Annotated in this window: 24 protein-coding genes; 12 read left to right on the plus strand and 12 right to left on the minus strand. The window is 41.6% G+C overall.

The annotated features are described in order from the left end of the window. Positions 1–9: 9 nt before the first annotated feature. From AC2CZC_RS25790 to AC2CZC_RS25800, 3 genes are all read right to left on the minus strand, one after another. A complete protein-coding gene (locus tag AC2CZC_RS25790) occupies positions 10–1,431 on the minus strand; it encodes a S41 family peptidase (RefSeq protein ID WP_484585206.1) in 1,422 nt (473 codons plus the stop codon). A gap of 239 nt (positions 1,432–1,670) precedes the next feature. After that, entirely contained in the window at positions 1,671–2,108 is a 438-nt protein-coding gene (locus tag AC2CZC_RS25795; protein WP_484585207.1) for a hypothetical protein, read from the minus strand. 11 nt (positions 2,109–2,119) lie between these two features. Next, positions 2,120–3,928, minus strand: coding sequence for a S8 family peptidase (locus AC2CZC_RS25800; protein WP_484585208.1), 1,809 nt, complete (start codon positions 3,926–3,928; stop codon positions 2,120–2,122). Positions 3,929–4,221: 293 nt separating this feature from the next. Between AC2CZC_RS25800 and AC2CZC_RS25805 the strand changes: the two genes are divergently transcribed. Next, positions 4,222–5,691, plus strand: coding sequence for an alpha/beta hydrolase (locus AC2CZC_RS25805; protein WP_484585209.1), 1,470 nt, complete (start codon positions 4,222–4,224; stop codon positions 5,689–5,691). A gap of 110 nt (positions 5,692–5,801) precedes the next feature. Here the strand turns inward: AC2CZC_RS25805 and AC2CZC_RS25810 are convergent, their stop codons facing one another. After that, the gene (locus AC2CZC_RS25810; protein WP_484585210.1) at positions 5,802–6,218 is read right to left on the minus strand and encodes an MAPEG family protein; all 417 of its coding nucleotides are present in this window, start codon (positions 6,216–6,218) and stop codon (positions 5,802–5,804) included. A 95-nt stretch (positions 6,219–6,313) separates the two neighbouring features. Between AC2CZC_RS25810 and AC2CZC_RS25815 the strand changes: the two genes are divergently transcribed. Beyond that, complete coding sequence (locus AC2CZC_RS25815) at positions 6,314–7,285, plus strand: GlxA family transcriptional regulator (RefSeq protein WP_484585211.1); 972 nt, start codon at positions 6,314–6,316, stop codon at positions 7,283–7,285. Positions 7,286–7,375: 90 nt separating this feature from the next. Further along, the gene (locus tag AC2CZC_RS25820; RefSeq protein ID WP_484585212.1) at positions 7,376–8,545 is read left to right on the plus strand and encodes an acetyltransferase domain-containing protein; all 1,170 of its coding nucleotides are present in this window, start codon (positions 7,376–7,378) and stop codon (positions 8,543–8,545) included. 1 nt (position 8,546) lies between these two features. Here AC2CZC_RS25820 and AC2CZC_RS25825 read toward each other — a convergent pair whose 3' ends face one another. Both AC2CZC_RS25825 and AC2CZC_RS25830 read right to left on the minus strand, forming a co-directional pair. Next, positions 8,547–9,014, minus strand: a complete 468-nt coding sequence (locus AC2CZC_RS25825; protein WP_484585213.1) for a hypothetical protein — start codon at positions 9,012–9,014, stop codon at positions 8,547–8,549. A 41-nt stretch (positions 9,015–9,055) separates the two neighbouring features. Next, positions 9,056–9,856: a PhzF family phenazine biosynthesis protein gene (locus tag AC2CZC_RS25830; protein WP_484585214.1), complete on the minus strand. Its 801-nt coding sequence runs from the start codon at positions 9,854–9,856 to the stop codon at positions 9,056–9,058. Between the two features lie 181 nt (positions 9,857–10,037). On the opposite strand from AC2CZC_RS25830, the gene AC2CZC_RS25835 reads away from it, so the two are divergent. Genes AC2CZC_RS25835 through AC2CZC_RS25870 form a run of 8 tightly spaced genes read left to right on the plus strand, consistent with a single transcriptional unit; the run spans position 10,038 to position 15,976 of the window. Next, entirely contained in the window at positions 10,038–12,128 is a 2,091-nt protein-coding gene (locus AC2CZC_RS25835; protein WP_484585215.1) for a T6SS phospholipase effector Tle1-like catalytic domain-containing protein, read from the plus strand. Next, entirely contained in the window at positions 12,113–12,637 is a 525-nt protein-coding gene (locus AC2CZC_RS25840) for a hypothetical protein (protein WP_484585216.1), read from the plus strand. Before AC2CZC_RS25835 ends, AC2CZC_RS25840 begins: the two co-directional genes overlap by 16 nt. Before the next feature lie 27 nt (positions 12,638–12,664). Further along, entirely contained in the window at positions 12,665–13,189 is a 525-nt protein-coding gene (locus AC2CZC_RS25845) for a hypothetical protein (protein WP_484585217.1), read from the plus strand. 27 nt (positions 13,190–13,216) lie between these two features. Continuing rightward, positions 13,217–13,741: a DUF2931 family protein gene (locus tag AC2CZC_RS25850; RefSeq protein ID WP_484585218.1), complete on the plus strand. Its 525-nt coding sequence runs from the start codon at positions 13,217–13,219 to the stop codon at positions 13,739–13,741. Positions 13,742–13,768: 27 nt separating this feature from the next. Next, positions 13,769–14,293: a DUF2931 family protein gene (locus AC2CZC_RS25855; RefSeq protein ID WP_484585219.1), complete on the plus strand. Its 525-nt coding sequence runs from the start codon at positions 13,769–13,771 to the stop codon at positions 14,291–14,293. A 33-nt stretch (positions 14,294–14,326) separates the two neighbouring features. Beyond that, entirely contained in the window at positions 14,327–14,851 is a 525-nt protein-coding gene (locus AC2CZC_RS25860) for a DUF2931 family protein (RefSeq protein ID WP_484585220.1), read from the plus strand. A 27-nt stretch (positions 14,852–14,878) separates the two neighbouring features. Next, positions 14,879–15,403, plus strand: coding sequence for a DUF2931 family protein (locus tag AC2CZC_RS25865; RefSeq protein ID WP_484585221.1), 525 nt, complete (start codon positions 14,879–14,881; stop codon positions 15,401–15,403). 33 nt (positions 15,404–15,436) lie between these two features. Continuing rightward, positions 15,437–15,976 carry a DUF2931 family protein gene (locus AC2CZC_RS25870; protein WP_484585222.1) on the plus strand — a complete coding sequence of 180 codons (540 nt, stop codon included), beginning with the start codon at positions 15,437–15,439 and terminating at the stop codon, positions 15,974–15,976. A 161-nt stretch (positions 15,977–16,137) separates the two neighbouring features. Here the strand turns inward: AC2CZC_RS25870 and cspE are convergent, their stop codons facing one another. From cspE to AC2CZC_RS25900, 6 genes are all read right to left on the minus strand, one after another. Continuing rightward, the gene (gene cspE, locus AC2CZC_RS25875; RefSeq protein WP_023398163.1) at positions 16,138–16,347 is read right to left on the minus strand and encodes a transcription antiterminator/RNA stability regulator CspE; all 210 of its coding nucleotides are present in this window, start codon (positions 16,345–16,347) and stop codon (positions 16,138–16,140) included. 253 nt (positions 16,348–16,600) lie between these two features. After that, positions 16,601–17,038, minus strand: coding sequence for an N-acetyltransferase (locus AC2CZC_RS25880; protein WP_211035266.1), 438 nt, complete (start codon positions 17,036–17,038; stop codon positions 16,601–16,603). A 55-nt stretch (positions 17,039–17,093) separates the two neighbouring features. Beyond that, entirely contained in the window at positions 17,094–17,756 is a 663-nt protein-coding gene (locus tag AC2CZC_RS25885) for a C39 family peptidase (protein WP_063362705.1), read from the minus strand. A gap of 286 nt (positions 17,757–18,042) precedes the next feature. Continuing rightward, positions 18,043–19,671 (minus strand): methyl-accepting chemotaxis protein, encoded by a 1,629-nt coding sequence (locus AC2CZC_RS25890; protein ID WP_484585223.1) that lies wholly within the window; start codon positions 19,669–19,671, stop codon positions 18,043–18,045. A 552-nt stretch (positions 19,672–20,223) separates the two neighbouring features. Next, complete coding sequence (locus AC2CZC_RS25895; RefSeq protein WP_484585224.1) at positions 20,224–20,577, minus strand: DUF5329 family protein; 354 nt, start codon at positions 20,575–20,577, stop codon at positions 20,224–20,226. Between the two features lie 159 nt (positions 20,578–20,736). Further along, the gene (locus tag AC2CZC_RS25900; protein WP_484585225.1) at positions 20,737–21,945 is read right to left on the minus strand and encodes an NHL repeat-containing protein; all 1,209 of its coding nucleotides are present in this window, start codon (positions 21,943–21,945) and stop codon (positions 20,737–20,739) included. A gap of 527 nt (positions 21,946–22,472) precedes the next feature. Here AC2CZC_RS25900 and AC2CZC_RS25905 point away from each other — a divergent pair. Further along, the gene (locus AC2CZC_RS25905) at positions 22,473–24,170 is read left to right on the plus strand and encodes a serine hydrolase domain-containing protein (RefSeq protein ID WP_484585226.1); all 1,698 of its coding nucleotides are present in this window, start codon (positions 22,473–22,475) and stop codon (positions 24,168–24,170) included. The last annotated feature ends 35 nt before the right edge of the window (positions 24,171–24,205 follow it).

Here is a 24,205-nt window from a genome sequence, read left to right on the forward strand (position 1 = left end):
AAGCTTTCTTTATTTAAGAATTTTCATTGCTTCAATGAGTGCACTATCTTTTTCAGCCTTTAAATCGGCTGCGTTTAAATATTCAAAGCTCTTCTCTACTGGGTAACCTCGATATTCATAACTTTCGCCTTTATGGTCAAAATAACGTTCATTGGATAACGTAAATGACCAGCCATTTGGCAGCTGCTTAGGAAGTGAATCACTAAAACCGCCATTAGATGGCTCTCCAATGATACTAACTTGTTCTCTGGCAGCAAGACCCAGTAAGAATGATTCAGCAGCACTCATGGTTATGCCACTAGTAAGCACGACAATAGGCCCTAGGTAACGGTCAAATGTAGCGGGATGAACAATAATATTTTCGGGTTTGCTAAAACCATTTTCTGTTCGGTACGATTTACTGCCAACCAGCAATGATTTATCAATAAAATAGGATAACAATCGTTGTGAAACAATGTCATATCCTCCACTATTCCAGCGTAAATCAATTACTAGCCCTTTAGACTTCGTGAGCATAGGCATAATATGCTGTATCGCTTTGTCTACTTCTTTTATATCCGCTTGAATAGTCTCTTCAGCGGTATAGTCACTCATATCATCAATACTTAAGTAGTTGATTTCATGGGGAAGTGAAGCCCATAATAAGCTGCGGTTTAATTTCTGTGGCGGGTGTTTTTTGTCAAAATAGCTTGAAATGATACTGTTGCGCTTTTTACTAAGAGCTTGAAAAAAATCACGAAAGGATGAAAACTCAGTCTGTTGTGAAAACCCTTCTTCAATCATCCTACTTCTGAACTTTTCCCATTTAATGTTGTTCATAACAAAGAAGCTGTCATCATCTGATTCTACATATGCATGAGCGTCACCTAATTCATCTATAAGTTCTGTAATGACCTCAGCCAATGCCGATTCGCTCATACTATCTGACACTCTATCTCGCCAAGTTTTATAGTTGGTATGCCAGTTCCAATTAAGCTCTTCGTTAAAAGCAAAGTGTTCTGCAAAGGTAAACCACAAAATATCAAACACTTCTGGGGCTGAGAACTTTATATTTTGAGTATCTGTATTAAGCAGTAGGCTTTGCTTACATAATGTAGGTAAACGGCTCAACTTTTTTAGTTTTACAGTGTGTACTGTAAACCAATCTAATTCAGCAGCGTCACCCTCTACAGTCAAGTTACGACTAGGATATTCACCAGTTTCGACTTTATTTAGTATGCAATGGTGTTTTGTAATATCGTAAAAACGTATATCTTCGCCGATGACTTCTAATATGTATCCATAACCATGAGTTTGCCAGACTGAATGATTGGGTGCTGCACTCTTGGCTTTACTCGTTAAAATCTCAACATCTGAATAGAAAGCAGAAACATTTGCAGATAATAAAAATAAACCTATCAGCAAGAAAATTGAAGTTATTGTTTTGTCCATAAAGCTATGGTATTTCCCTAAATAGTATTTTTCTTTGGAAATCAAACAATAAATTAAAATAGCATAAATACAAAGCCCCATTTGGGAGTTATTACATGTGAGGCTTTTATTTGGAAAATTTGGATGTTTAGAACAAACAATTGAATGGTAATGCCAAGGTCTGTTTTTCTCTCATAGCTGCCTGTCAGATATACAGTTAAAGCATAAAAATAAAGCCACTTAAGTGGCTTTATTCATTCTTATTCTGCTTCTAATCCTTCAAGATTAAAACCAATCTGAGTATTAACCACACCATTTAAGCGCGCTACTTGCGCTTTAAAAGTATGCAAAGCGACGTTTGCATCCGCTTGAAAAATAGCGCGATTGCCACGAACATAAATCAGGTTTAGCTGATTTGCTTGTGCAAAATCTTGCGCATCGATTAAAGATTCAAGCTCAACAACCAGCTCACCTGTTAATACGATCGTCTCATCAGTTTTGATATCGACAAGTGCTGCACCTGTCACCAATTCTTTATCACTCTTTGCAGCAACAAGTACGTAGTCTTTGCCGTTGACGTTTACAGTCACACCAGAATCGCTGGTGACTGGCGTCGCTTCATGAACTGTTTGGGCGCTCGCTTGTACTGCGTATAAACTGCCAACCATAGCGAGTAAAGGGATTAATTTAGATTTCATTTTACGACTCCTTATTTACGTCCAAAAAAGCGAATATCCCAAGATTTAAGAACACCGTTTTCTGTATTGTTACGGTGCACCATATTCACGTTCGGCTCACCAGACGTACGCGGATCAAAAATGTATGCTTCATCTTCAGAAGCGGTATCAATAACACGTAAAGTCCATTCACCCTTCGCTTGCTCTCCATAGAAATGGTGAGTTAGCATTTGAGTATTTTGCATGCCACTGTTACCCAAAATAGTACCTGTTCTTGGTGTCATGACAACACTGCGAGTACCAGAAGGAGAAATCAGTTCAATCGCTAAGTCACGTGTACTTGTGTGGTCAATATTCACTCGAATTTGAACCGCATCCACAGTTAACTCTTGGTCGTTATTAAATGTGCTTTGTGCACCACTTAAGTGACCATCCGGAATTTCTGCATCAGCTGTTACTAACACTCGATCAGTCTTAACAAACTCACCTAAGTTTTTGTCGTAGAAACGCGCTAGATTAACAGCAGCGTCGACATCAACAGCGCCAAATCCAAAGAAGTTATGGAACTGATAACCCGCAGCATTTGTCTGCCACTTATCAATTGCTTGGTAGCTTACCTGCTTACCTTCCGAGTCTTTGAATGACAATGCAACACCTGGGTGATCCGCATCGATACGACGTGAAGTTGTCGCAAGAATATTTCTTACATCCAACCATGAAAGCGCAGGGTTTGCAGACATGATCACTGCAATTGCACCAGCTACGTTTGGCGCTGCCGCCGAAGTACCATTCGATCTTGCACTGTAATCACAGTTTGGATCAAGCGGATGACCGCCGTGTAAGTCATTGCGAAGCCAAAGCGGGTTATAACCTGCCGCACAACCAGATACATCTGTCGTGATGATCGCTGGTGAAGACGTACCATACTGGCCACCAGGTGCAGAAACAAACACACTAGAACCGACTGTCGAATATGATGAAAGCTCACCATCTGCATTGTATGCTGAAGCAACTAAGTTCCAGAAATTTGTATCTGCACGTTCAAGGTTTACGTTTTGAAGTGGTAAGCCATGGTTGGCGTTATCAAACCATAGGTAACCACGTCCAAGCTCACTGTCTGTAAACGTTTGCCTTTCGTAGCCATTACCCGCTGATTTAACAAAAATTGCACCGCGGCCACCATGTGTTGTGCGGGTGACTTCTTCTTGTGCTTCATCAAACGTTTGTAACCAAGGAGACTCTTCATAATCGTAGCTTCTTGGCGCAGACAATGTACGGCCATAACTTTGGTTAAATACACGAGGGTAATCAAAAGATTGCTTCGCAAAACCATCAGAGTACATACCATGAGACTGAAGCCAATTTGCTATTGTTTGGTTGCCCGAAACAATGTAGTTGAAACCAACTAGACCTGCTCTTGGTGCAACACCACGACCACCAATGCCATTAAAAGCACTTGATGCAACGATACCGGCTACAGCAGTACCGTGTCTATCAGTAGGGCTACCTGGCGCTAAGTCAGGGCTATTAGTTGTAAAGTTCCAAGAACCAGGACGCGCATTGTCAATTAAATCCGGGTGCTTAATTTCTACACCACCATCAATAACGGCAACGGTTACACCTGTACCCATGATACCCATCGCGTGTGACAAAGAAACATTCATATCTTCGCCAGCTTTACCGCCTCTATCAGAGAAAGCAGCTTGGCCTGTATTTTTAAGGTGCCATTGCTGATCAACTAGCGGGTCGCCAGGCATCAGCGGATATTCGATATTTGCCATTGCGTTGGCAGACAATGATGCTGCAACAACCAATGCGAGTTTTGTTATTTTTATATTCATAAATCGCTACTTACTTTTTGTTTTAATTTGTACCCAAAAAATCCGTACTCAATATAAACACAAAAAACAATTAAAAATAACACCTAAAGTACAAAAAAATTACCAAAATGACACTTTTATGAATTTCAAAAACATAGAAATACCGCATACTATTCAAATAAATGCATTTATATAGCGTATTATAACCGACCAAAAATGTTAACTTAATTTACAAGTCGGTTCTTCATTAAAATCTTCTAAATATCTGAATTTAAATCACGTCTTTACTAGCAGTATGTCAACAAGGAACGCCCATGAAACACCTATCAAACCTAATAGGCTGTCTTGCTATCTCTGCTTCAGCCATTGCTAATGCATCAATATTTCCAGATCCGCAAGCCCTGCTTGCGCATTACCTACAAGGAAAGCCGACCAATGGCAACCCTTCCTTGGAAGCGTCTATGGGATACTTTAAACACCATGACGCAGCGCTCAGAGAAATGCTTAACAGCGGTTCTGCAGACATCACAAGCATTGTCACTGGTGCAAGTTATTGCTTTGCAGCGGTTGCAAGTAAACCGCCGGTAAACCTATTACCAAAATTGTACAGTCAAGATGGTCAATGTAACGAAGTAAATACCGCCCTGGCACACAGAAGCTGGTATTACACGGACGCACAATGCACTACGGCCATAGAATATAAAAATGAGTCAGACACTGAGTTTTGCTTAAGAGAATTTGACTACAAGGCACAGCGCTATGGTAACAGTGAAGATTTAAACTTTGTCCAAGATGCGTGGATGCCTGGCTACACAGCGACCTTACCTATCACCACAAAGCCACAAGACTTTGCTGAGATCCCTCTTGTGCAACGTACCACATATAAAACCACCTTTAACGAGCGCGGTACGTGTCATTTAGAAATGCGTGTTTACAAAAATGCCAATAATCATAGTGCCACACCCATTATGATGATCCACGGTGGTGGCTGGTTAGAAAGACTTGGCACAGCGCGCACTGCAGAAGCACAATTAGCACAGTTCACAGATGCTGGATTTGTGGTCTATATGCCATATTATCGCTTAGTTGAAGACCGAGAAGCCGGCCCTGCCTGTAACCAAGTTAATATTGAGGACAGTAAACAAGATATTCGTGACGCATTTTTGTGGGTGCAAGCAAATAATGCAAACTACACCACCAGCAACAAATCAGTGCGAATTACGGGACAATCTGCAGGTGGCCATATGGCCGTTTGGTTATCTCAGCAATTCCCTCATAAAGTCGATAAAATCGCTCCCATGTTCCCTGTTGCCGATTTTGCTCATCAATTAAAAGAAGTACAAGACGGTACTTATGTACATGGTTACATTGAACGCATGATCGCCATTTTATCAGGCAAGGCCCACTGGCAAGATTTGACGGGTAATGAGCCAGTGGTGGTAAACAATAGCTTGCTACAAGCCATTGAACAGGCGCCGACTCAAGCACCAGAGATGTTTATCAGCCACGGTATGGCTGACACAATAGTATCGCCAAGTCAGTCATTGAGACTATGTAATGCACTAGCAGGCAATATAGCTTCAGGCCCAGCGCAAGTAAATACGCTGGTGTTTGACAAGCAATATGCTCAAGTTCAATGCCGCGACGGCAGCGAGCTGCACTTACTAGAAAAAGCCGAGCATCATTTTGATGGGTGTGGTTTAGGGCTATGTGACGTCGGTGGATCAGATGGTTTAGTGGCAACGCAAGCCTTGATGACCAATATGATTGAATGGTTAAAGTAACCCAAGCCATTAAAGTACTCTCGCTGAGCCACAACAGTTAATTTGTGGCAAACTATGATACCAACCAAAGCAAGGCACAGCCTTGCTTTTTTAGTTTTCAAGCTAGGTATTTACACTGTGAAAGTCATACTTGCAAACCAAGCGAGCCACCCGCCAAACAAACTAAGACTTGAAAGTGCAAATGCCATTGTTCGCCTCTTTATATTGGTTGAACGAATATGCTCATAGCAGTGCCAATAACGCGCTGCAACAAATATGAACGCAAGAAGATACCAGCCTGTGCCTGCCACAGATTCAATATGTAACAGCGCTAATAGACAGATGAACAAAACAGGCTGCTGATACTGGTTATCATAGCTATTGCCATATAGCCGAGTACGTTCAGCCATCTGATCTTTAAGCACAAAATTGACCGCTTGCAGTGATAATTCACCGCGCCGGACTGCCTTTATGCGTAAGCAGGCCGTTGCAAGCCATAACCATAAAAATAAAAGTACCAAAGCGATAATGGGGAACTGGATCCACATACAAATTTCCTTACTCAATGAATGTGCAACCACTTTACAGTAGCGCTACAGCCCTCTAAAGTGTCACTAATGACAAGATACAGGGTGAAAGCGACATGAAAGTTGCAATATTATGTCAACAAGGTGTGATGGCAAGCGCGTTAACAGGGATCATTGATGTTTTAAATGTTGCTAATCAGGTAATGCAGACCCAATTTTATCAATGGCAAATTGTCTCTTTAAATGACCAAAGCGTTGTCAGCAGCCAAGGCTTGTCGTTTAAGGTTGACTGTCAACTCAAGGACTTACAATACTTTGATGTGTTGATCATCATTGGTAGTCAATACCAAGGCGACAAACGCCTTTGGCAGGAGTGCCAAAAGCTAAATAGTTATGCCCCGCTGCTAAGTGAAAAATTAAAGCCCCTTACCTCGCCCACACTGATTGCTGGTTGCTGTGGCGTTGCCTATGCCGCAGCGCTAGGTCTATTAGACAAACAGCGGATCACCGCAAGCTGGTGGCTAGAAGCTTTTTTTAACCGTCACTTCCCACATTTAGAACTAGACACTTCGCCCATTTATCTTTGCGACCAAAAGCTATATACCGCTGGCGCCGCTCATAGTTACATGTACGTTATGCTGGCGCTTATAAAACAACAAGTCGGCGCAGATACGGCTAAAAAAGTCATGAGTTGGCTTGCTATACCTGAACCACAGCTTCGCCAAACTGCCTTTATGATGAGTAGCGCCCTAGATGCGCATCAAGACAGTGCTGTGCAATTAATACAATGTCATGTAAAAAAACAGCTCAGTGCGCAATTCACCCTCAAGGCACTCGCTGAGTTAGCATGTATGTCTGAGCGTACGCTCATTCGACGCTTTAAGTCCTCGGTCGGCATGACACCATTTGACTATATTCGCTTACTTAGGTTGGAGAAAACCAAAGAGCTACTTGTCTATTCAAATAAACACTTTGGGGATATTGCCCAGAGCGTGGGCTACCAAGACCCGCAAGCACTGGCAAAACAGTTTAAACGGCATTTTGGCAAATCCGTCGCTGCTTTTCGTGAGCAAATTGCGCATATCTAGAAAAAATATATGTTTTTTATCAAGCAACTGGCCATAGTCTTATTTTACAACTAGATTTTAATTAACATTAAATTCACAAAAGAATAAACCGTGGCTAAAACTGACCGTCTCTACTCTCTTGATATTCTGAGAGGCTTTATTATTGTGCTCATGGCGCTGGATCATACTCGGCGCTACTGGGCAGAAACCCCCTTTTCACCCACAGATCTTGATCAGACGACACTGGCATGGTTTTTAACCCGCTGGGTAACCCACTTTTGCGCCCCTTTGTTTATATTTTTAACTGGCATAGGCGCTTACTTATATGCAGACAAAGTGCGTTCAACTGCAAAAGTACGTAACTATCTGCTCAGCCGAGGGCTTTGGTTGATTTTTTTAGAGCTTACCGTGATTAACTTTAGTTGGCAGTTTGGGTATGACGTGGTGTTTTTACAAGTGATCTGGGCCATTGGCTGGTCAATGATTATTTTGGCTGCACTGATTTACGTGCCTCTAACATGGATCTGCATTGTGTCAATTGTGGTGATCGGTGCACATAATACCTTGCCAGATCAAGCCATCTTAAACTGGTTTGGCCAAGACTTTGCGTGGCTCTGGCATATTTTACATAGCCCGACGACATTGACCTTTTCGACGCAAGTTGACGTACTTGCCCTTTACCCCTTGATCCCTTGGTTTGCAGTCATGTCTTTAGGGTACTGCTGCGGATATTTGTTTCAGCTCAGTGCGCAATATAGATATAAGGTCTTTGCACTGTTTGGCACTTTCGCTGTAGTACTATTTGTGTTGCTCAAATTGGGCAATATTTATGGGGAACCGAATTTATTTACACCTGAAGCGTCTTTCGCAGAGTCTGTCATGTCTTTACTGAATAACAGCAAATATCCACCGTCGCTCGTTTATCTGTTAATGACTTTAGGCCCGGGTTTGCTGATTTTGGCCAGTTTAGAGTATTTACAAAATCGCGGCTTTAACCTGACCTTATTAGATGGGTTTAAAATTTTAGGCGGCGTTCCGCTATTTTATTACCTGCTACACATTCCTGCGATAAACCTCAGCGCGCAAGCTTATAGCTGGCTAGCATATGGGCAAACAATACACTTTTTCAGCACACCAGAGGAGTGGCCAAGTCGCTATGAACCCAGTTTAATACTTGCTTATATTGCGTGGCTTGGGATCACCTTGGCTTTATACGTGCCTTGCAAACATTACTTGGCCATTAAGCGAACCCATCACAGTCCGCTACTCAAATACTTATAACCTAGTTCAGTGCCGACTTAGTGGGTGCCTGCGCACATGTCGGCACCCACTTGATGGCAAAGCACGTTATAACCCCGCAGGTAAACCAAATCATGGTAGCGACAAAAGAATACACCGTTACCATATCAACATAAACTAGACTAAAGCCAATGCCAACTATCCCCCGTAAGGTGCATAACACGCCAATGGCCCACAGTGCTATATAAGTCAGTGGTAAGCGCTTAATGAGCCCTGCGCCTGCAAGTGCATATGCACCACATAAAGCAAACAAAAACGAGATGCCTACCGTGGCAATTGGCGCAAACAAGGTACCATTTTTAGCAGACTCCACCACCTCTTTTGGCGCTAATTGCGCTCGATAGCAGGCCTCCCCAAGCCAGATACATGACATATGCGCAACCACGGTCACAGCCGCCATCAGCGCAACAAAAACTAAACCCCATATCGCAAACTTCTGCTTTTTATCCATTCACTACTCCCTAATAAAGCACGATTAAATAAGACGTTAGGCTAAACCCAAATATGGCCTTGTAAGTACAGTACAGCTTCACCGGTGATGGTGACTCGCTCAGTGCTAAAATCAACCTCACACACTAAATGTCCACCCCTTTTTGAGGCTTGATAGGCCTTGAGTACTTGCTTATCAAAACGCTTTGACCAAAACGGCGCAAGACCGGTATGAATTGAGCCGGTAACCGGATCTTCCTCGCCCCCATTCGCGGGCCAAAAATACCGAGAAACAAAATCATGTTCAGAACCCGGCGCACTCACCACCACATCCAAAGGCGCCAATTGCTTTAATTGTGCCGCGTCATAAGCCACTTGATGCACATCGACTTCATTGTCATAAATTGCAAAATACGCTTGGCGATTTTTAAGTACTTGGCTTGGCGGGATTGATAAGCCCGTTAGCAGCGCACTTGGCACGTTTGATATAGGCTCAGGCATTTGCATCGGGAAGTTCATAACTAACTTCGACTCAGCCGTTTGCGTTACAGTTAAGCTACCTACCGTTTGCGTGGTAAATTCGACACGCTCAGAGACGCCAAGGTGATTAAACAAAACAAATGCGCTGGCAAGGGTAGCATGGCCACAAAATGCAATTTCAGTTAACGGAGAGAACCAACGGATGTGATAGCTGTTTGGCGTATTTTTAACTAAGAAGGCGGTTTCTGAGAGATTATTTTCAGCAGCAATACGTTGCATGAGTTCATCACTTATCCAAGCTTCTAATGCCACAACCGCGGCAGAATTACCTTTAAATTGCGTATGTGTGAATGCATCAACCACAAAGATGGGTAACTGGGTCATGATGGCTATCTCCTTGATAATACATAGTCCATGACTGTACCTGAATCCGCCGTATAAAAATACACCTGCGGATAAAACTTCCGCACCCAAAAACCAGAAGTTAACAAATATTATAAAATATTTACAGCCGTCCCCAACAGGTGATAGCATAATACTAAATCATTGACTAACAAGGATTGTTATGTATGCGCAAAGTCGCGTTGATACGCAGTCAGAAATCGAAGATCTGATCACAAAACTAGAAGCCTTTGACAAGCCTAAAGGCGAACAGGTGACTGAGCTCTATTCAGCCACCAAACTACCCGGAGATATTCGCCAAGCGCTTAAGCCCCATGCCAGCAGTTGGGTTGTGGTCAAAACCCCAGAAACATGGCGTGAACTTAGAAGCACGCATGATACTCAACTGGTTTTAAAAGAAAAAAAAGGTCATGTATTAATTGCCCATGCCAAGCACGCCACCACCAAAGATGAACTCATTGTACTAAAAAAAACCACCGCGATGCCCAGAGCACAAGCACTGCAAGGCAGCGCTGGGGCACTCAGTTATCATGACACGTCGGCTACACCAGATACACAGGCCCATGTGCCCGTCGATTACACTCAGTCACCCGATTTGAACGATCAACGCCTTATCGTGACGATTGAAGGAAAAATCCCCGTCAGTATTGTGATGCGCGGGGGCCCAACCGCTTTGTCTCGAAGCAATAATGGCCTTGCACAAGATCAACTGCTGTTTCCACGCTTAGAAGATGACACCCATTATAGTCTCAGCGCCAAAATACTCGGCGTCCCTGAGCAAATATTGATCCCCAATATGGCATTCAAGGACTTTAAAAGCCTAGATAAATTAAAAGCCCTCAATATAGGTAAACGCGGTGGTGTGCAGCTACTTGATCACCAAGTCACCAGCGAAGGCCATGTCAAACTTAGCCTTCTCAGCGAACCACCGAGCTTTGGGCTCTTTTTTGATGGTACCGGCAACAACCGCACCAATGACAATAAAGTGATTGGTGATGATAAAGAGCCAACCAATGTCACCAAGTTGTATGAACTGTATCCGTACGATGAAAGTTTTGTTCAACGAGCTTATGTTGAAGGAATAGGAACAAGAGATAATAAAAGCGATAACACCATGGACTTGGCCTTAGCGCTTAGCTTTGATGACAAGGTAAAGCGTGGCTTAGACGAATTACAAGACTATTGCATTTCAGATCTACCAAAGCTGATTCAACTTATACATATTGACGTATTTGGCTTTAGCCGAGGTGCGACCGCAGCGCGCTGCTTTGTCAATCAAGTTCATGAGATCACTCGCGCTAACCCAAATTATTGGGGCGGTATTACCCCCATGATACGGTTTTTGGGGCCTTTTGATACCGTGTCTTCCATTGGAGGGGATGGAGACGACCACCACAACGAGTATTATGCCAAGCAAAAGCTGGACTATCCGGTCAATTTAGATATTAACGAGCACTCTGCCGGCTTTGTCTACCATCCTGTTGCCTATGATGAGCGCCGCGACAGCTTTCCCCTACATAGCTTAAAAACGCCAGATGGCAATACCGCCAGCAATATACATGAGATTACGCTGCCCGGTGCCCATGCGGATGTCGGCGGAGGCTACAGCCACCACAGCACCACCATAAAATACCCAAGGCAATATATAGAAGGGCACCCATCACACCCACATCATGATACCCGCCTCGCAGCAAAAAAAGCGGAACTTGAGCAAAAATATCATTGGCCAGGCATAGACATTACCTTTGTAAAAATGGGCACGGGATTAAACAAAAATAAACATCTTAAAAAACGGCCTGAGAATACCGTGGTCACCACGTACAAGCCCCGTTGGTACCGTCAAGTTAATAACCAACTGCCCCACTACGCACTGCATGCTATGTATGCAGAGGCTGTTAAATACGGCGTGCCATTTTTACCCATTGATACGCTTTCGAGCATTTATCAAAGAAATGGAAAACGCACTTATCAATATGAATTACCCGATGAGTTAAAATCGACGGTCGAGGCAGCTATGCGTGGCGGAGTCAAAAGCCAAGATTGGCAGTGGCTATATCAATATTATATTCACCATAGTCATAAGTATGCCGGCTTTGTCGACACCATTGCCTACTCGGTGGAAGATGAAGCAGAATTTGTCGCCGACAATGGTATTCGGGAAATCTTTTATAACACCCCAAGCAACTGCGTATCCAGTCAAGGGCGTTGGCAGGTGTTTAACATAGGAGTCAATCCACAGTGGCGAAAAGAATAATTATCTCAATTGGTATATTGTTATTAATCATAGGTTGTAGTTCAAGTTATCAAGTCAAAGAAATGGGTGTAGGTATTGGAGCAGAAAAAGGCCCAATACTTATGGTTGGAGAAGTAACACTGGATGAATCTTGGAGTGTACCAGCCGGTGCAATAGGTTGCTGCTGGGGAGATGGCGGAGCTAGATCTTTTGTTTATGATGTGCCTTTTCCAAAGCAGTTAGTCATAGCCTGGTATGATTTGAGTACTGAACTCTTTTGGGTAGGTGAGGCAAAAATAGATAACAAAGCTGGATACGAGTTTATAAAAGAGATGAAGCCTTTTATAGACCGCAGAACTGGTCAGTATAAAGACAGAAAATTACCCTACCTCATCGTTGGCATGAAACGAAACGGCTTGATAAAAGTGTGGATATCGAATGCGCCGGGCAATTACCTCGGCCGACAAATTCTAGAAATAGGCTCAGGCATGGCACAAATTAAGGAACTTCCACCTGAAGACGAACGTTAACGATAAACACCAAGGAAGGAGCCTACATTGGCGGCAAGAATAATTATCTTGATCAGTACTCTGAGTTTACTCATGGGTTGCAGTTCAAGTTATCAAGTCAAAGAAATGAGTGTTGGAATCGCCGCAGAAGATAAATCTGACTTAATGGTCGGCACGGTATTATTTGATGACGCTTGGTCTGTACCTGCAGGCTCTGTAGGATGTTGCTGGAAAGATGCAGGTGTCCTGTCATTTGTAGATGGAGTCAACTTCCCAAGTAAAGTTGTTGTTGCATGGTATGACATGGATACCGATCTCTTTCGGGTCGGTGAAGCACAAATAGATAACAAAACGGGCTATGAGTTTATACAAAAAATGAAGCCTTTTATTAATAGACGGACTGGTCAATATAAAACAAAAAAGCATCCTTACCTCATCGTAGGCATGAAAAGAAACGGCTTGATAAAAGTGTGGATATCGAATGCGCCGGGCAATTACCTCGGCCGACAAATTCTAGAAATAGGCTCAGGCATGGCACATATTAAGGAACTTCCACCTGAAGACGAACGTTAACGATAAACGCCAAGGAAGGAGCCTACATTGGCTACAAGAATAATTATCTTGATTAGTGCTTTGAGTTTACTCATAGGCTGCAGTTCAAGTTATCAAGTCGAGGAAATGAGCGTGGGAGTTGCAGCTGAAAAGGGGCCAATTCTTATGGTAGGGGAAGTCACATTTGATGAGACATGGAGCGTACTAGCCGGTGCAATAGGGTGTTGCTGGAAGGACTCTGGTGCATTGTCTTTTGTATATGACATACCCTTTCCAAATACCGTCGTTATTGCTTGGTACGACTTGAGTACTGAACTCTTTTGGGTGGGCGAAGCACAAATAGATAACAAAAAAGGATATGAGTTTATACAAAAAATGAAGCCTGTAATTATTCGTTCTACAGGAGAATACTTTGATGACAGCACCCCCTACCTCATTGTCGGAATAAAGCGAAACGGCTTAATTAAAGTATGGATATCAAATTCTTCTGCTAACGCGATTGGCCGGCAAACTCTAGAAATAGGCTCAGGTATGGCACAAATTAAAGAACTTCCACCTGAAGACGAACGTTAACAATAAACACCAAGGAAGGAGCCTACATTGGCGACAAGAATAATTATCTTGATTAGTGCTTTTAGTTTATTCATGGGTTGCAGTTCAAGTTATCAAGTCAAAGAAATGAGTGTTGGAATTGGCGCTGAACGTAGCGCTGACTTAATGGTTGGTACCGTATTATTTGATGACGAATGGACTGTACCTGCGGGGTCTATTGGCTGCTGCTGGGGAGATGGCGGAGCCAGATCTTTTGTTTATGATGTACCATTTCCAAGCAAAGTCATTGTTGCATGGTATGACATGGATACAGACCTCTTTCGGGTAGGCGAAGCAAAAATTGATAACAAAACAGGATATGAGTTTATAAAAAAAATGAAACCTGTAATTGTTCGTTCAACAGGAGAGTATTCTGATTATGAGCTGCCATATTTAATTGTGGGTATGAAAAGAAATGGATTAATCAAAGTGTGGATATCAAATTCCCCTGCCGATGCTATAGGTAGAGAAAGTCTCGAAATAGGCTCCGGTATGGCACAAATTAAGGAACTTCCACCTGAAGAACAACGTTAGAGATAAAAGTAAACTCCAAGGAAGGGGCATAGAGTGGCGAAAAGGCTTTTTATGTTATCTATTTTAATAGTCATTAATACCGCTTGTTCAATAACAAGAGATATTGATGAATTAGCTGTCGTTGTCAGTGCGCAAAATGGCTCTGACTTTATGGTAGGAGCTGTTCAGTTTGATGATAGTTGGTCGGCACCCGCAGGAGCAGTTGGTTGCTGTTGGACAAATGGCGGAAAAACCTCATTTGCTTCTGACATCCCATTTCCTAAAAAAGTTGAGGTCGCATGGTATGACATGGATACCGACCTCTTTCGGGTAGGTGAGGCAGCAATAGATAACAAAGCTGGTTATGAATTTATACAAGATTTAAAGCCATTTATTAACAGACGAACTGGTCAGTATAAAGATAGAAAATTACCCTACCTCATCGTGGGCATGAAACGGAATGGCCTAATTAAAGTGTGGATTTCAAATGCGCCAGCAGATGTTATCGGCAGGCAGATTCTCGAAATAGGCTCAGGTATGGCACAAATTAAGGAACTTCCACCTGAAGACGAACGTTAACGATAAACACCAAGGAAGGAGCCTACATTGACTGAAAGAATAGTTATCTCAATTGGTATCTTGTTATTAATAATGGGCTGTAGTTCAAGTTATCAAGTCAAAGAAATGAGTGTTGGAGTAGCCGCAGAGGATAAATCTGACTTAATGGTCGGCACGGTATTATTTGATGACGCTTGGTCCGTACCAGCAGGGTCTATAGGGTGTTGCTGGAAAAATGCAGGAGCCCTGTCATTTGTAGATGGAGTCAACTTTCCAAGCAAAGTCGTTGTCGCATGGTATGACATGGAAACCGACCTATTCAGGGTAGGCGAGGCAACAATAGATAACAAAGCTGGCTACGAGTTTATAAAAAAGATGAAGCCTTTTATAGACCGCAGAACTGGTCAGTATAAAGACGGAAAATTCCCCTACCTCATCGTGGGCATGAAGCGAGATGGCTTGATAAAAGTATGGATATCGAATGCGCCGGGCAATTACCTCGGCCGGCAAATTCTAGAAATAGGCTCCGGTATGGCACAAATTAAGGAACTTCCACCTGAAGACGAACGTTAAAGATAAAAGTAAACTCCAAGGAAGGGGCATAGAGTGGCGAAAAGGCTTTTTGTGTTATCTATTTTAATAGTCATTAATACCGCTTGTTCAATAACAAGAGATATTGATGAATTAGCTGTCGTTGTCAGTGCGCAAAATGGCTCTGACTTTATGGTAGGAGCCGTTCAGTTTGATGATAGTTGGTCAGCACCCGCAGGGTCAGTTGGTTGCTGTTGGAAAAATGGTGGAAAAATGTCATTTACTTATGATATCCCATTTCCCAAAAAAGTCGTTGTCGCTTGGTATGACATGGATACCGACCTATTCAGGGTAGGCGAAGCAAAAATAGATAACAAAGCTGGCTACGAGTTTATAAAAGAGATGAAGCCTTTTATAGATCGCAGAACTGGTCAGTATAAAGACAGAAAATTACCCTACCTCATCGTGGGCATGAAGCGAGACGGCTTGATAAAAGTGTGGATATCGAATGCGCCGGGCAATTACCTCGGCCGGAAAATTCTAGAAATAGGCTCAGGCATGGCACAAATTAAGGAACTTCCACCTGAAAATGAGCGTAAAAGTCAATCATTATAATGGGGCAACATATGCAAATAGAATGGCTAAGAAGCTGACAGTAAAAATGATTTAAATTGAAGGGAGTAAAACTAGTAAAAAGTGTAAAGAGGAAAGCAAGAAATTAGAAGTGAATGTGAAATAGCAAGGTGCAGCTTGATGCCGCACCTAGACATAACTGATTAAAGTACAGTTACGTTTTCAGCCTGAGGACCTTTAGCGCCCTGAGTTACTGTGAAGCTTACTTTTTGACCTTCAGTCAAAGTACGGAAACCTTCAGACTGGATAGCTCTGAAGTGAACAAAAACGTCGTCGTTACCGTTTTCTTGTGCAATGAAGCCAAAACCTTTTGACTCGTTAAACCATTTTACAGTGCCTGTTACTTGAGACATAAATTACCTATTTATATAAAAATTAAAAAAAATGTGTACAGTATCGGAAGTAAAGTGAGTGGCTAAAATTAGGTTTTATGACAAAAACAGAAACTTAAGCAAACAACAACAAATAAATCAAATATCTTCATACGCTGCGTAGGATACACTGAAATTCTGTTTTGTCGAGCTTTTTTACAAAAATAGTTCAAAAAATACCCAACCTTTTATTCTTTCTTATTCATCGCTTAAGTAAGGGCTTAAAAAAACCCCATCACGCGGTCTGCCTATCTTGCCAACTCATAATATATTGCGCTTGTCCTGTAAGCGGATCTTCGTCTTGTGCAATAATTTCAAAACCTTGTTGCTGATAAAATGCCACGCTCGCAACATTGCGCTGATATACAGACAGCTCCAAGCTATTGCATCGGGACTTTGCATCTGCAATAAGCTGCTTACCTACCCCTTGGCCTTGTTTTTCTGGTAAAACAAAAATTGCCGCAAGGGTGTTTTTTACCAAAGCATAAAAACCGATGATTTGTTGATTATCCAAATACACATAATTATCTGAGCTGGGCAAATACACCTGTCGCATAGTATCGAGGTGATCACGCCAAAAACTCTCTGGCACAAAATGATGTGCTTGTTGAGACGCAGCAAGCCACACCATCAGTACAGGTTCAATATCGGATGCCAGACCTTTTCTAATCATACGACTCCTCATGGCAAGCTCATTGATATCAAAATCACAAACGATGTCTATATTCTCAAAGCTCGATATTTATTTTTTTACGTTCAGTATTAAACGCCACCGCATAATAACGCAGCCGTGGGTGCTCTACGTTCCATAAATTTAAAAACTCTTCATAAGTTTGCACAACCCGCTTCGCACCTTTGGCATCATTTAAATACACGAGTCTTTTCGCCTCATCATAACCCACGACGACTCGGTAATGGCTTTGCGATTTTGGCAACTCCCAATACTGAAATACAATAACAGGGATGCCGCTGGCAATGTAAGCCTTTATATGATTAAACAACTGCGCGCGTTTTTCATCAATGTTCTCAGCCAAATCTTGTGATTTATCGACTGTGATGCTGCGTGTTTTACCAAAGCGCTGTAAAAACCCTTGCAAATAAGTGACCTTGGTTCCCGGGTAATCTGCCCAGTTGCGAGGATAATTGTTCAATACACCAGAGCGGATAAACACTGGCATATCTCCATACTGATTCAAGATAGACTCAGCGATATCGTATTGGGTGTAATCCTTAATGCCCCAGTACTTAAAAATCATTTCTATGGTTGCAGGCCCGCATAACTTTTTCCCCTGCTCAACCAAGGGGACATTCAGTACAATTTTTTGCGAGTTCTTCGCTTCTGCCACAAAGCAAAGGCTTATCAAAACAAAGACAATAGCCGCTCTTATCACATTCTACCCTTGATTTAATCAATTTAAGTAAATGATTAAAAATTTCGAATAATAAAAATTAATAAATAATTTTTTATTAAAATATCAAACTAAATAAAAACACACTCATCAGCTGAACTTAATTAGAATAATAGTGTATAGACATGTAAGCCATTCAGCGATTAATAAGTGCATATAATAAAAAAGCGAACCATACTATGGCTCGCTTTCAAAATACTAGTCTATTAACTTAAAATTTTTAAATTAATTGGCTTTTTACACTCCACTAGTCTGCTTGCGCTTTAACTCAGAGCTTAAACTGTTCAACACTTGCTTTTAAACCATGCGCCAATTCACTTATTTCATGACACGCTTGAGAGGTTTGATTTGCGCCTTCAGTCATTTCAACTGCGGCAACATTGATATTTTCAATATTACGATTCAATTCTTCAGAGACAACCGATTGCTCATTACATGCTGCTGCTATTTGCGTACTCATCGCGGCAATACTGTCAATTTCCTGCTCGATTTGCGTGATAGTATCGCTGACTGTTTCAGTTTGCTGTACGCACACATCGATGCCTTTTTGACACGTTCTGGTCGCCTCGCCCGTTTCTTTCGATTTAGACTGCAAATCACTCACTATCTCAACAATCTGAGTTGTAGAGTCTTGTGTACGCTGTGCTAAAGAGCGAACTTCATCCGCAACCACCGCAAAACCGCGCCCTTGTGCACCCGCTCGCGCCGCTTCAATCGCGGCATTTAATGCAAGCAAGTTAGTTTGCTCAGCGATTTCACGAATAACATCCACCACAACATTGATGTTTTGTGAGTTCTTTTCTAGATTGTGGGCTAAATCTCCCGCATGAGACACAGTATCTGCAACGCTAGAGATCTGCACAATGTTACTTTTCAGTGCAGCACTGCCTTCACGAGACTTAACATTGGCTTGATTGGCAGACTCAGCGCCCATTTCTGTACTTTTTGCCACTTCAGATACCGCAGCCTGCATCTGCGTCATAGCTGATGCAACCGACTGTAACTCATTTTGTTGATTCTGCATGCCTGTGGCATTTTGAGCCGAGATCATATTCACTTCTTCTACGGCTGTTGTCAGTTGGATAGCGCTGTCATTTATCTTCACAACAAGGCTATTTAACTGTTCACGCATTTTCTCCAAAGACATTAGTAAAGCGCCAAGTTCATTATTACCCACTGAGCGTGTATCAATACGTGAACTTAGGTCACCATTGGCAATACTACCAGCAAGATCTTTCGCCTTTTCTAGAGGCTTTCTAATTGCAGCGCTTAGGACAAAACAAATGAGTGCTATCATCACCGCCGATACCAATGTACAGATGATGATAACCGTGATCACTGTTTTCACTGCACGTACAGCTGATGTTTCGGCCATGCCCACATTATCGCTATTAATTTTGTTCAGCTTGCTCAGTTCATCCATGGCTTCTGAGTAGAAGTTATAGCTGTTTAAAACAATTAAATTAGCTTTACTAACTTCACCCTCACGCACTAATCGATTAAAACCAGATGTTGCAGACGCGTATTTACGCCAAGCCTGCTCAAACGCTTGGAACTGAAGTCGTTCTTGATTTGACACATTTAACTGGCTGTATGCTTGAATCTTTTGATTAAGGCCTGATTTTGTATTATCAAGGTTAACTATCCATTCATTGATATCCGGGTGCTCTGAATTTGTGACAATCAAAAACTCATCTTTTCGAATGGTTGCCATCTCAATTTGTAGATCTTTTACTATCTCAACCGATGGAATGCTGGTTTGTACAATCAGTTCAAGGTCATCATTGATCCCCTTTAATCCATTGTACGTCATCAGGCTTACCCCGAAAAAAACCATAAAAATCGACGCAAAGCTCAACCCAATTTGCTTTGAAATAGACAAGTCTTTAAGTGCCATATGCTGTTTATACATCCCTAAGTTAATGATTACCGTAAAGCACAAAAACCAGTAGAAAGCGTTAAGGTTTTGCTCTTTACTGGTTGTGAGATATTTGAATAAATATGAGTGTTAACCTCCAGGTGTATGTACCAGAGGTAACGTATGAGACTTAGCTTATAGGCCCGCAAAGTAATACAGCTCTTTGCTGACGAATTGAAGTGCCCTTTTATTAAAATACTTTTGCATACAAGTGCTTAATTAAGGGCATATTATAATTTAAGCAAACCAAAGTTGGAATAATTTAATTATTAACATTTATAGATTTATGTTATTAAATTACTATAAAACATGAAAAACTGATCATAAAAGGATCAGAAAGATTAACTGAGAAAAGCAATTTTTAGCTTCCCATATATAACTTGTTGCATTATAAATAGTTGTAATAGGTACAGTTACAATACCATTGCACCTATTTCAGAAAATAAAAAAACACATAAAAATAATAAAAAAGAATTATAAATTAAGATAGAATAACTCTTCACTGTATAAGTTATCGTACTTTCCTCGGTGCTATTTTTTTTGCTTTCTAAACGCCTTGAGCTCCAAGAGTAACCACTCACTACTCTTAATTGGTTTATTATTACGGCAATGAATAAGGTACGACTTACCAGACAAACTACTTTTGGAAGCCGTTAAACTTATAAAATCTTCCGCCGACTCAATATCATCTTGATAGTAATGATACTTTTTACTAATGTGCTGCTTAGCATCACGTGCCGAATGTAGTGAGCCATTGCGCTCATACTGACAATGAGACGTTTCAATGAAGGTCAATAAATGCTGTATTTCAGCCGCTGTTGAGGCAGCGCTTTTTAGCGAATATGCCGCGCTCAACAATATAAACATTACCAAATAAAGTTTCATTACTTTCCTAAATATTCAATTACCTGATAAAAATAAATATTATGACACTTTGCATAAATATGAATACTTAGACGTTATAAAAAGCTAAATAGTTGCACCGAGTTTAAAATAAAAAACGCAGCCAATTGGCCGCGCTTAGTTGAGGCTATAAAACTTAATTTATTGAACGCTGACTACACCTGTTTTTGTGTTGTAGATAATGCGACCTGCTTCACCGGACGCATAGCCGTAATAGCAAATGCCTTTACTTGCTTTAACCACTTTATATTCGCCATCAGCAGTGGAGAAGTACCATTTTGTACTGCCATCAGCTTTTTTACGGCCTTTACCGCTGCGGTTTAACACATATTGATGATCTAACATATTATTCCACATCCGCGCGCAACGATTAGCATTGGGGTTTTTAGTGAACTTATTGTGCTTATTCAACTTGTCTTTTGACTCAACAGGAAAACCTTCTGCGTTAAAGTTAAAAGTGCCATCTTTGAATCCAGCCAAGTTAGCGATTTTGTCCTCGACCGACTCACCTCGCCAATACTGGTTGGCTTTATTAACTTCTTGCTGCAACGCATTTGCAATAACGGGCAAGGTGTTTCCACACCCTTGTACATAAGTTAAATCAGCAATATGCTCTGGTCCATCCATCAAAAATGTTGCTTGTGCAGTTTGCGCATCAAGCGTGTAAATTTTAGCATTTTCACCGCTGTTTCTCGCAGAGGCGTAAATCACACCGTTTTCGTCCACTGCGAGACCTGAAGCCCAATTTAAATTGTGCTCACCTATTTCAGTCAGCGACATAGATGCTTCGTCTAGTACATATAACGCTTTACCGTTCAGTACATATATCAAATTACCGTCTGCAGAATAAGCAATATCGCCATGGTCGAAGTCATCATAGCTGGCACTGTCTGACTTCATTTTTCCAAGGACTGTTTTCTCGCCTGTTGTCAGATCAAATTGATACATGTAGGTTTGGCTTGTGGCCAGAAGAAAATCACCTGATGGAGAAACTGCAGAGCGCTTTATTGGATAGCTTGTCGTGTCGGCCACTTCACGTTGCTGCATGGTTTGCATATCAAACTCATACAATTTCGAGGTATTTGTTTCGCTATCTATACGTTGCATTGTATACAGCTTTGCACCAGACCCGGCTAAGTTGCTTGAAGCGAAAGATGCTCCGGGTACTTCTCGGCTCGTTTTAGAACTCGTATCAATATGAAAAACTGCGCTCTGTCCATCTGCTGCGAACCTGTCAATTGCAAAAAGTCCCTCTAAACAGGCGTTATCGTCAGCTAATACAGAAAAACTTGCTGTAAGTGCGAGTGCTGCTGCACCCAACTTAGTTGTTATATTCTGTGTTTTTGTCATGCATACACCAATGTTTATTTCAATTAGTCGTACTCATGCAATAATCACACCGAAGAAATAATTTCTTTCTCAGCTCTTTGTTAACCTTAGTATTTTATTTTACCCTCATTTTTATTCGTTTATTTCACTGAAAAATAAGCTGAACGCCCCTGTTAGTGACAAAATTATGTCAGTACAGCAAGCGACTTAAAAACTTGTAAAAGTCCTAATTCAAAATCGGTAAAGCATTGAATAAATTACTTATATCTTTCTCGTATCTCATTTTTAGCGTATTACTCACAGATTCTCGACATGCTTAAGCAGTTTTTCATTTTGCAAATTGCAATTCGCAAAATGAAAAGATTTCTAAAATGCAAAATAACAAACCCAGAGACATTTATGCTCATTATTTTGTCAACTCAGATGATTCATTAAGCTTGAGATAATTGCATTAATTTTAATCGTACCTTTATCGTCTACAGTTCGAGTGGCGCACCTTTTTTATAACAAACGTCACCATTACCCAATATCAATAAGTAAGGATAACCATGAAAAAAATCACATTGCTTGCAAGCTTGATTGCAGGCTTATCACTGAGTAGTTATACGTTTGCTTTGGATCAATCTGATATACAGAAAATCTCCCAGCAAATTGAACATCGCTTAGCTGGAGGAGAAACCACAGGTTTATCTATCGCAGTGGTGAAAGACAATACACCTGTCATGTTGCAGGGTTTTGGTCTAGCAAATACAGAAACACAACAAGCTGTCACTCCTGATACCCAATTTCGTATTGCTTCCATCACTAAAACGTTTGTCACACTCGCTGTTCTTAAATTAGTGAACCAAGAAAAACTTTCTCTAGATGATAGTGTTTATAAACACTTACCTGACTTTAAACCAAAGACGCTTCCCAATAATAATAACGAAATAACGGTGCGTGATCTCTTAACCCATCAAAGTGGCATTCCAACAGGCTGGTTCCGTGGTGATGAGCCAACAACAAGTCCTAATAAAGACCTTAATTCACTAGCGGCTTTATTAAGTGACGACTATCTTGTGTGGAACAGGGGCACTATTTCTGCCTACAATAATAATGCGTTTGGGTTAGCCGGATTACTGGTTTCAAGAATAAGTGGTCAAAGCTGGCAAGATTACTTGCAAACTGAATTCTTCACGCCGCTGGCGATGAACAATACCTTGAGCCACTTGCCAAACGGTCCACTCCCAGTACAAATGGCGCAAAGCTACAGTGGTACTGCTCAAGAACCTAAATTCGCTTCTTTACTGACGCCCGCTGGCGGTATTATTTCAACTGGTAATGATATGGCGCGCTACATGCAAGCAATACTCGACAGCTGGAACTATGATAGCCATGCAATCGTGCCCTCCTCGCTCATTACAAGGGTTCGCAATGTGCAAAATGCGCATATCCAGTTAGACGGTGACCACGAAATGGGATTAGGTTTTTTCGTTGACCACTTTAATGGCCACATTGCAATTAGTCATGATGGCAGTTATCAAGGGTATGAAAGCATGATGTATATCGTGCCCGAACTGAACTTTGGCGTATTTGTTACAACGAATAACAGAGACGGCGACGATACGGTTTTCGATATCGCCAAAATGGTGACAAACATAGCCACTCAATCCGAAAAAGGCCCATTTTTAGACAATAAAAACACTCAAACATCTTCTTCTCAGCCACCCCTACCGAAAACGCTAGAAGCTGGTTTTTATGCTGGTAGACGCAACATATTCATTGAGAAAACGCCCAGTGGAGAATTCGTCATGCTCATTCCAGGGCAAGCTATTAAACAGCTCAAACAAGTTGATTCAGACAGCTACCAAATTATCGGTGAAAAAGGCGATGTAAGGATCAAGCTGACGCAAGCCATTGATGGGTTTCGCTTTACCTACAACGGTAGAGACTCAGCCAATGTTTTTAGCAAACTCGTTACAACAAAATTGACTCCTGAGCTAGAAAAGTTATTGGGCTATTATCAAGTGGAAACTACCAACCCAGAGATAGGCGATATTGAATTACGATATTCACCAGAATTTCAAGCGCTACTAGCCGTATCTGTCAAACATGGATTTGTACGCGCTTTGAAAGTGGTTGACGAAAACCAGCTTCAAGTTCAAGGGTATGGGCGTGGGATTGGCACCGTATTTGATTTTCAAGAACCAAACAAACTAAAAGCACTGGGTTACCAATTTAAAAAAATCTCGACTGAGATTCAGTAATTGCTAACATTTAAATAAAAGGACCTCTTGGTCCT

The sequence above is a fragment of the Pseudoalteromonas sp. MMG033 genome, from assembly GCF_057197785.1.

Excerpts from the sequence above, each read along its gene's own strand:
- AC2CZC_RS25790 (WP_484585206.1), bottom strand. The coding sequence starts at position 1,431 with ATGGACAAAACAATAACTTCAATTTTCTTGCTGATAGGTTTATTTTTA.
- AC2CZC_RS25795 (WP_484585207.1), bottom strand. The coding sequence starts at position 2,108 with ATGAAATCTAAATTAATCCCTTTACTCGCTATGGTTGGCAGTTTATAC.
- AC2CZC_RS25800 (WP_484585208.1), bottom strand. The coding sequence starts at position 3,928 with ATGAATATAAAAATAACAAAACTCGCATTGGTTGTTGCAGCATCATTG.
- AC2CZC_RS25805 (WP_484585209.1), top strand. The coding sequence starts at position 4,222 with ATGAAACACCTATCAAACCTAATAGGCTGTCTTGCTATCTCTGCTTCA.
- AC2CZC_RS25810 (WP_484585210.1), bottom strand. The coding sequence starts at position 6,218 with ATGTGGATCCAGTTCCCCATTATCGCTTTGGTACTTTTATTTTTATGG.
- AC2CZC_RS25815 (WP_484585211.1), top strand. The coding sequence starts at position 6,314 with ATGAAAGTTGCAATATTATGTCAACAAGGTGTGATGGCAAGCGCGTTA.
- AC2CZC_RS25825 (WP_484585213.1), bottom strand. The coding sequence starts at position 9,014 with ATGGATAAAAAGCAGAAGTTTGCGATATGGGGTTTAGTTTTTGTTGCG.
- AC2CZC_RS25830 (WP_484585214.1), bottom strand. The coding sequence starts at position 9,856 with ATGACCCAGTTACCCATCTTTGTGGTTGATGCATTCACACATACGCAA.
- AC2CZC_RS25835 (WP_484585215.1), top strand. The coding sequence starts at position 10,038 with ATGTATGCGCAAAGTCGCGTTGATACGCAGTCAGAAATCGAAGATCTG.
- cspE (WP_023398163.1), bottom strand. The coding sequence starts at position 16,347 with ATGTCTCAAGTAACAGGCACTGTAAAATGGTTTAACGAGTCAAAAGGT.
- AC2CZC_RS25880 (WP_211035266.1), bottom strand. The coding sequence starts at position 17,038 with ATGATTAGAAAAGGTCTGGCATCCGATATTGAACCTGTACTGATGGTG.
- AC2CZC_RS25890 (WP_484585223.1), bottom strand. The coding sequence starts at position 19,671 with ATGGCACTTAAAGACTTGTCTATTTCAAAGCAAATTGGGTTGAGCTTT.
- AC2CZC_RS25895 (WP_484585224.1), bottom strand. The coding sequence starts at position 20,577 with ATGAAACTTTATTTGGTAATGTTTATATTGTTGAGCGCGGCATATTCG.
- AC2CZC_RS25900 (WP_484585225.1), bottom strand. The coding sequence starts at position 21,945 with ATGACAAAAACACAGAATATAACAACTAAGTTGGGTGCAGCAGCACTC.
- AC2CZC_RS25905 (WP_484585226.1), top strand. The coding sequence starts at position 22,473 with ATGAAAAAAATCACATTGCTTGCAAGCTTGATTGCAGGCTTATCACTG.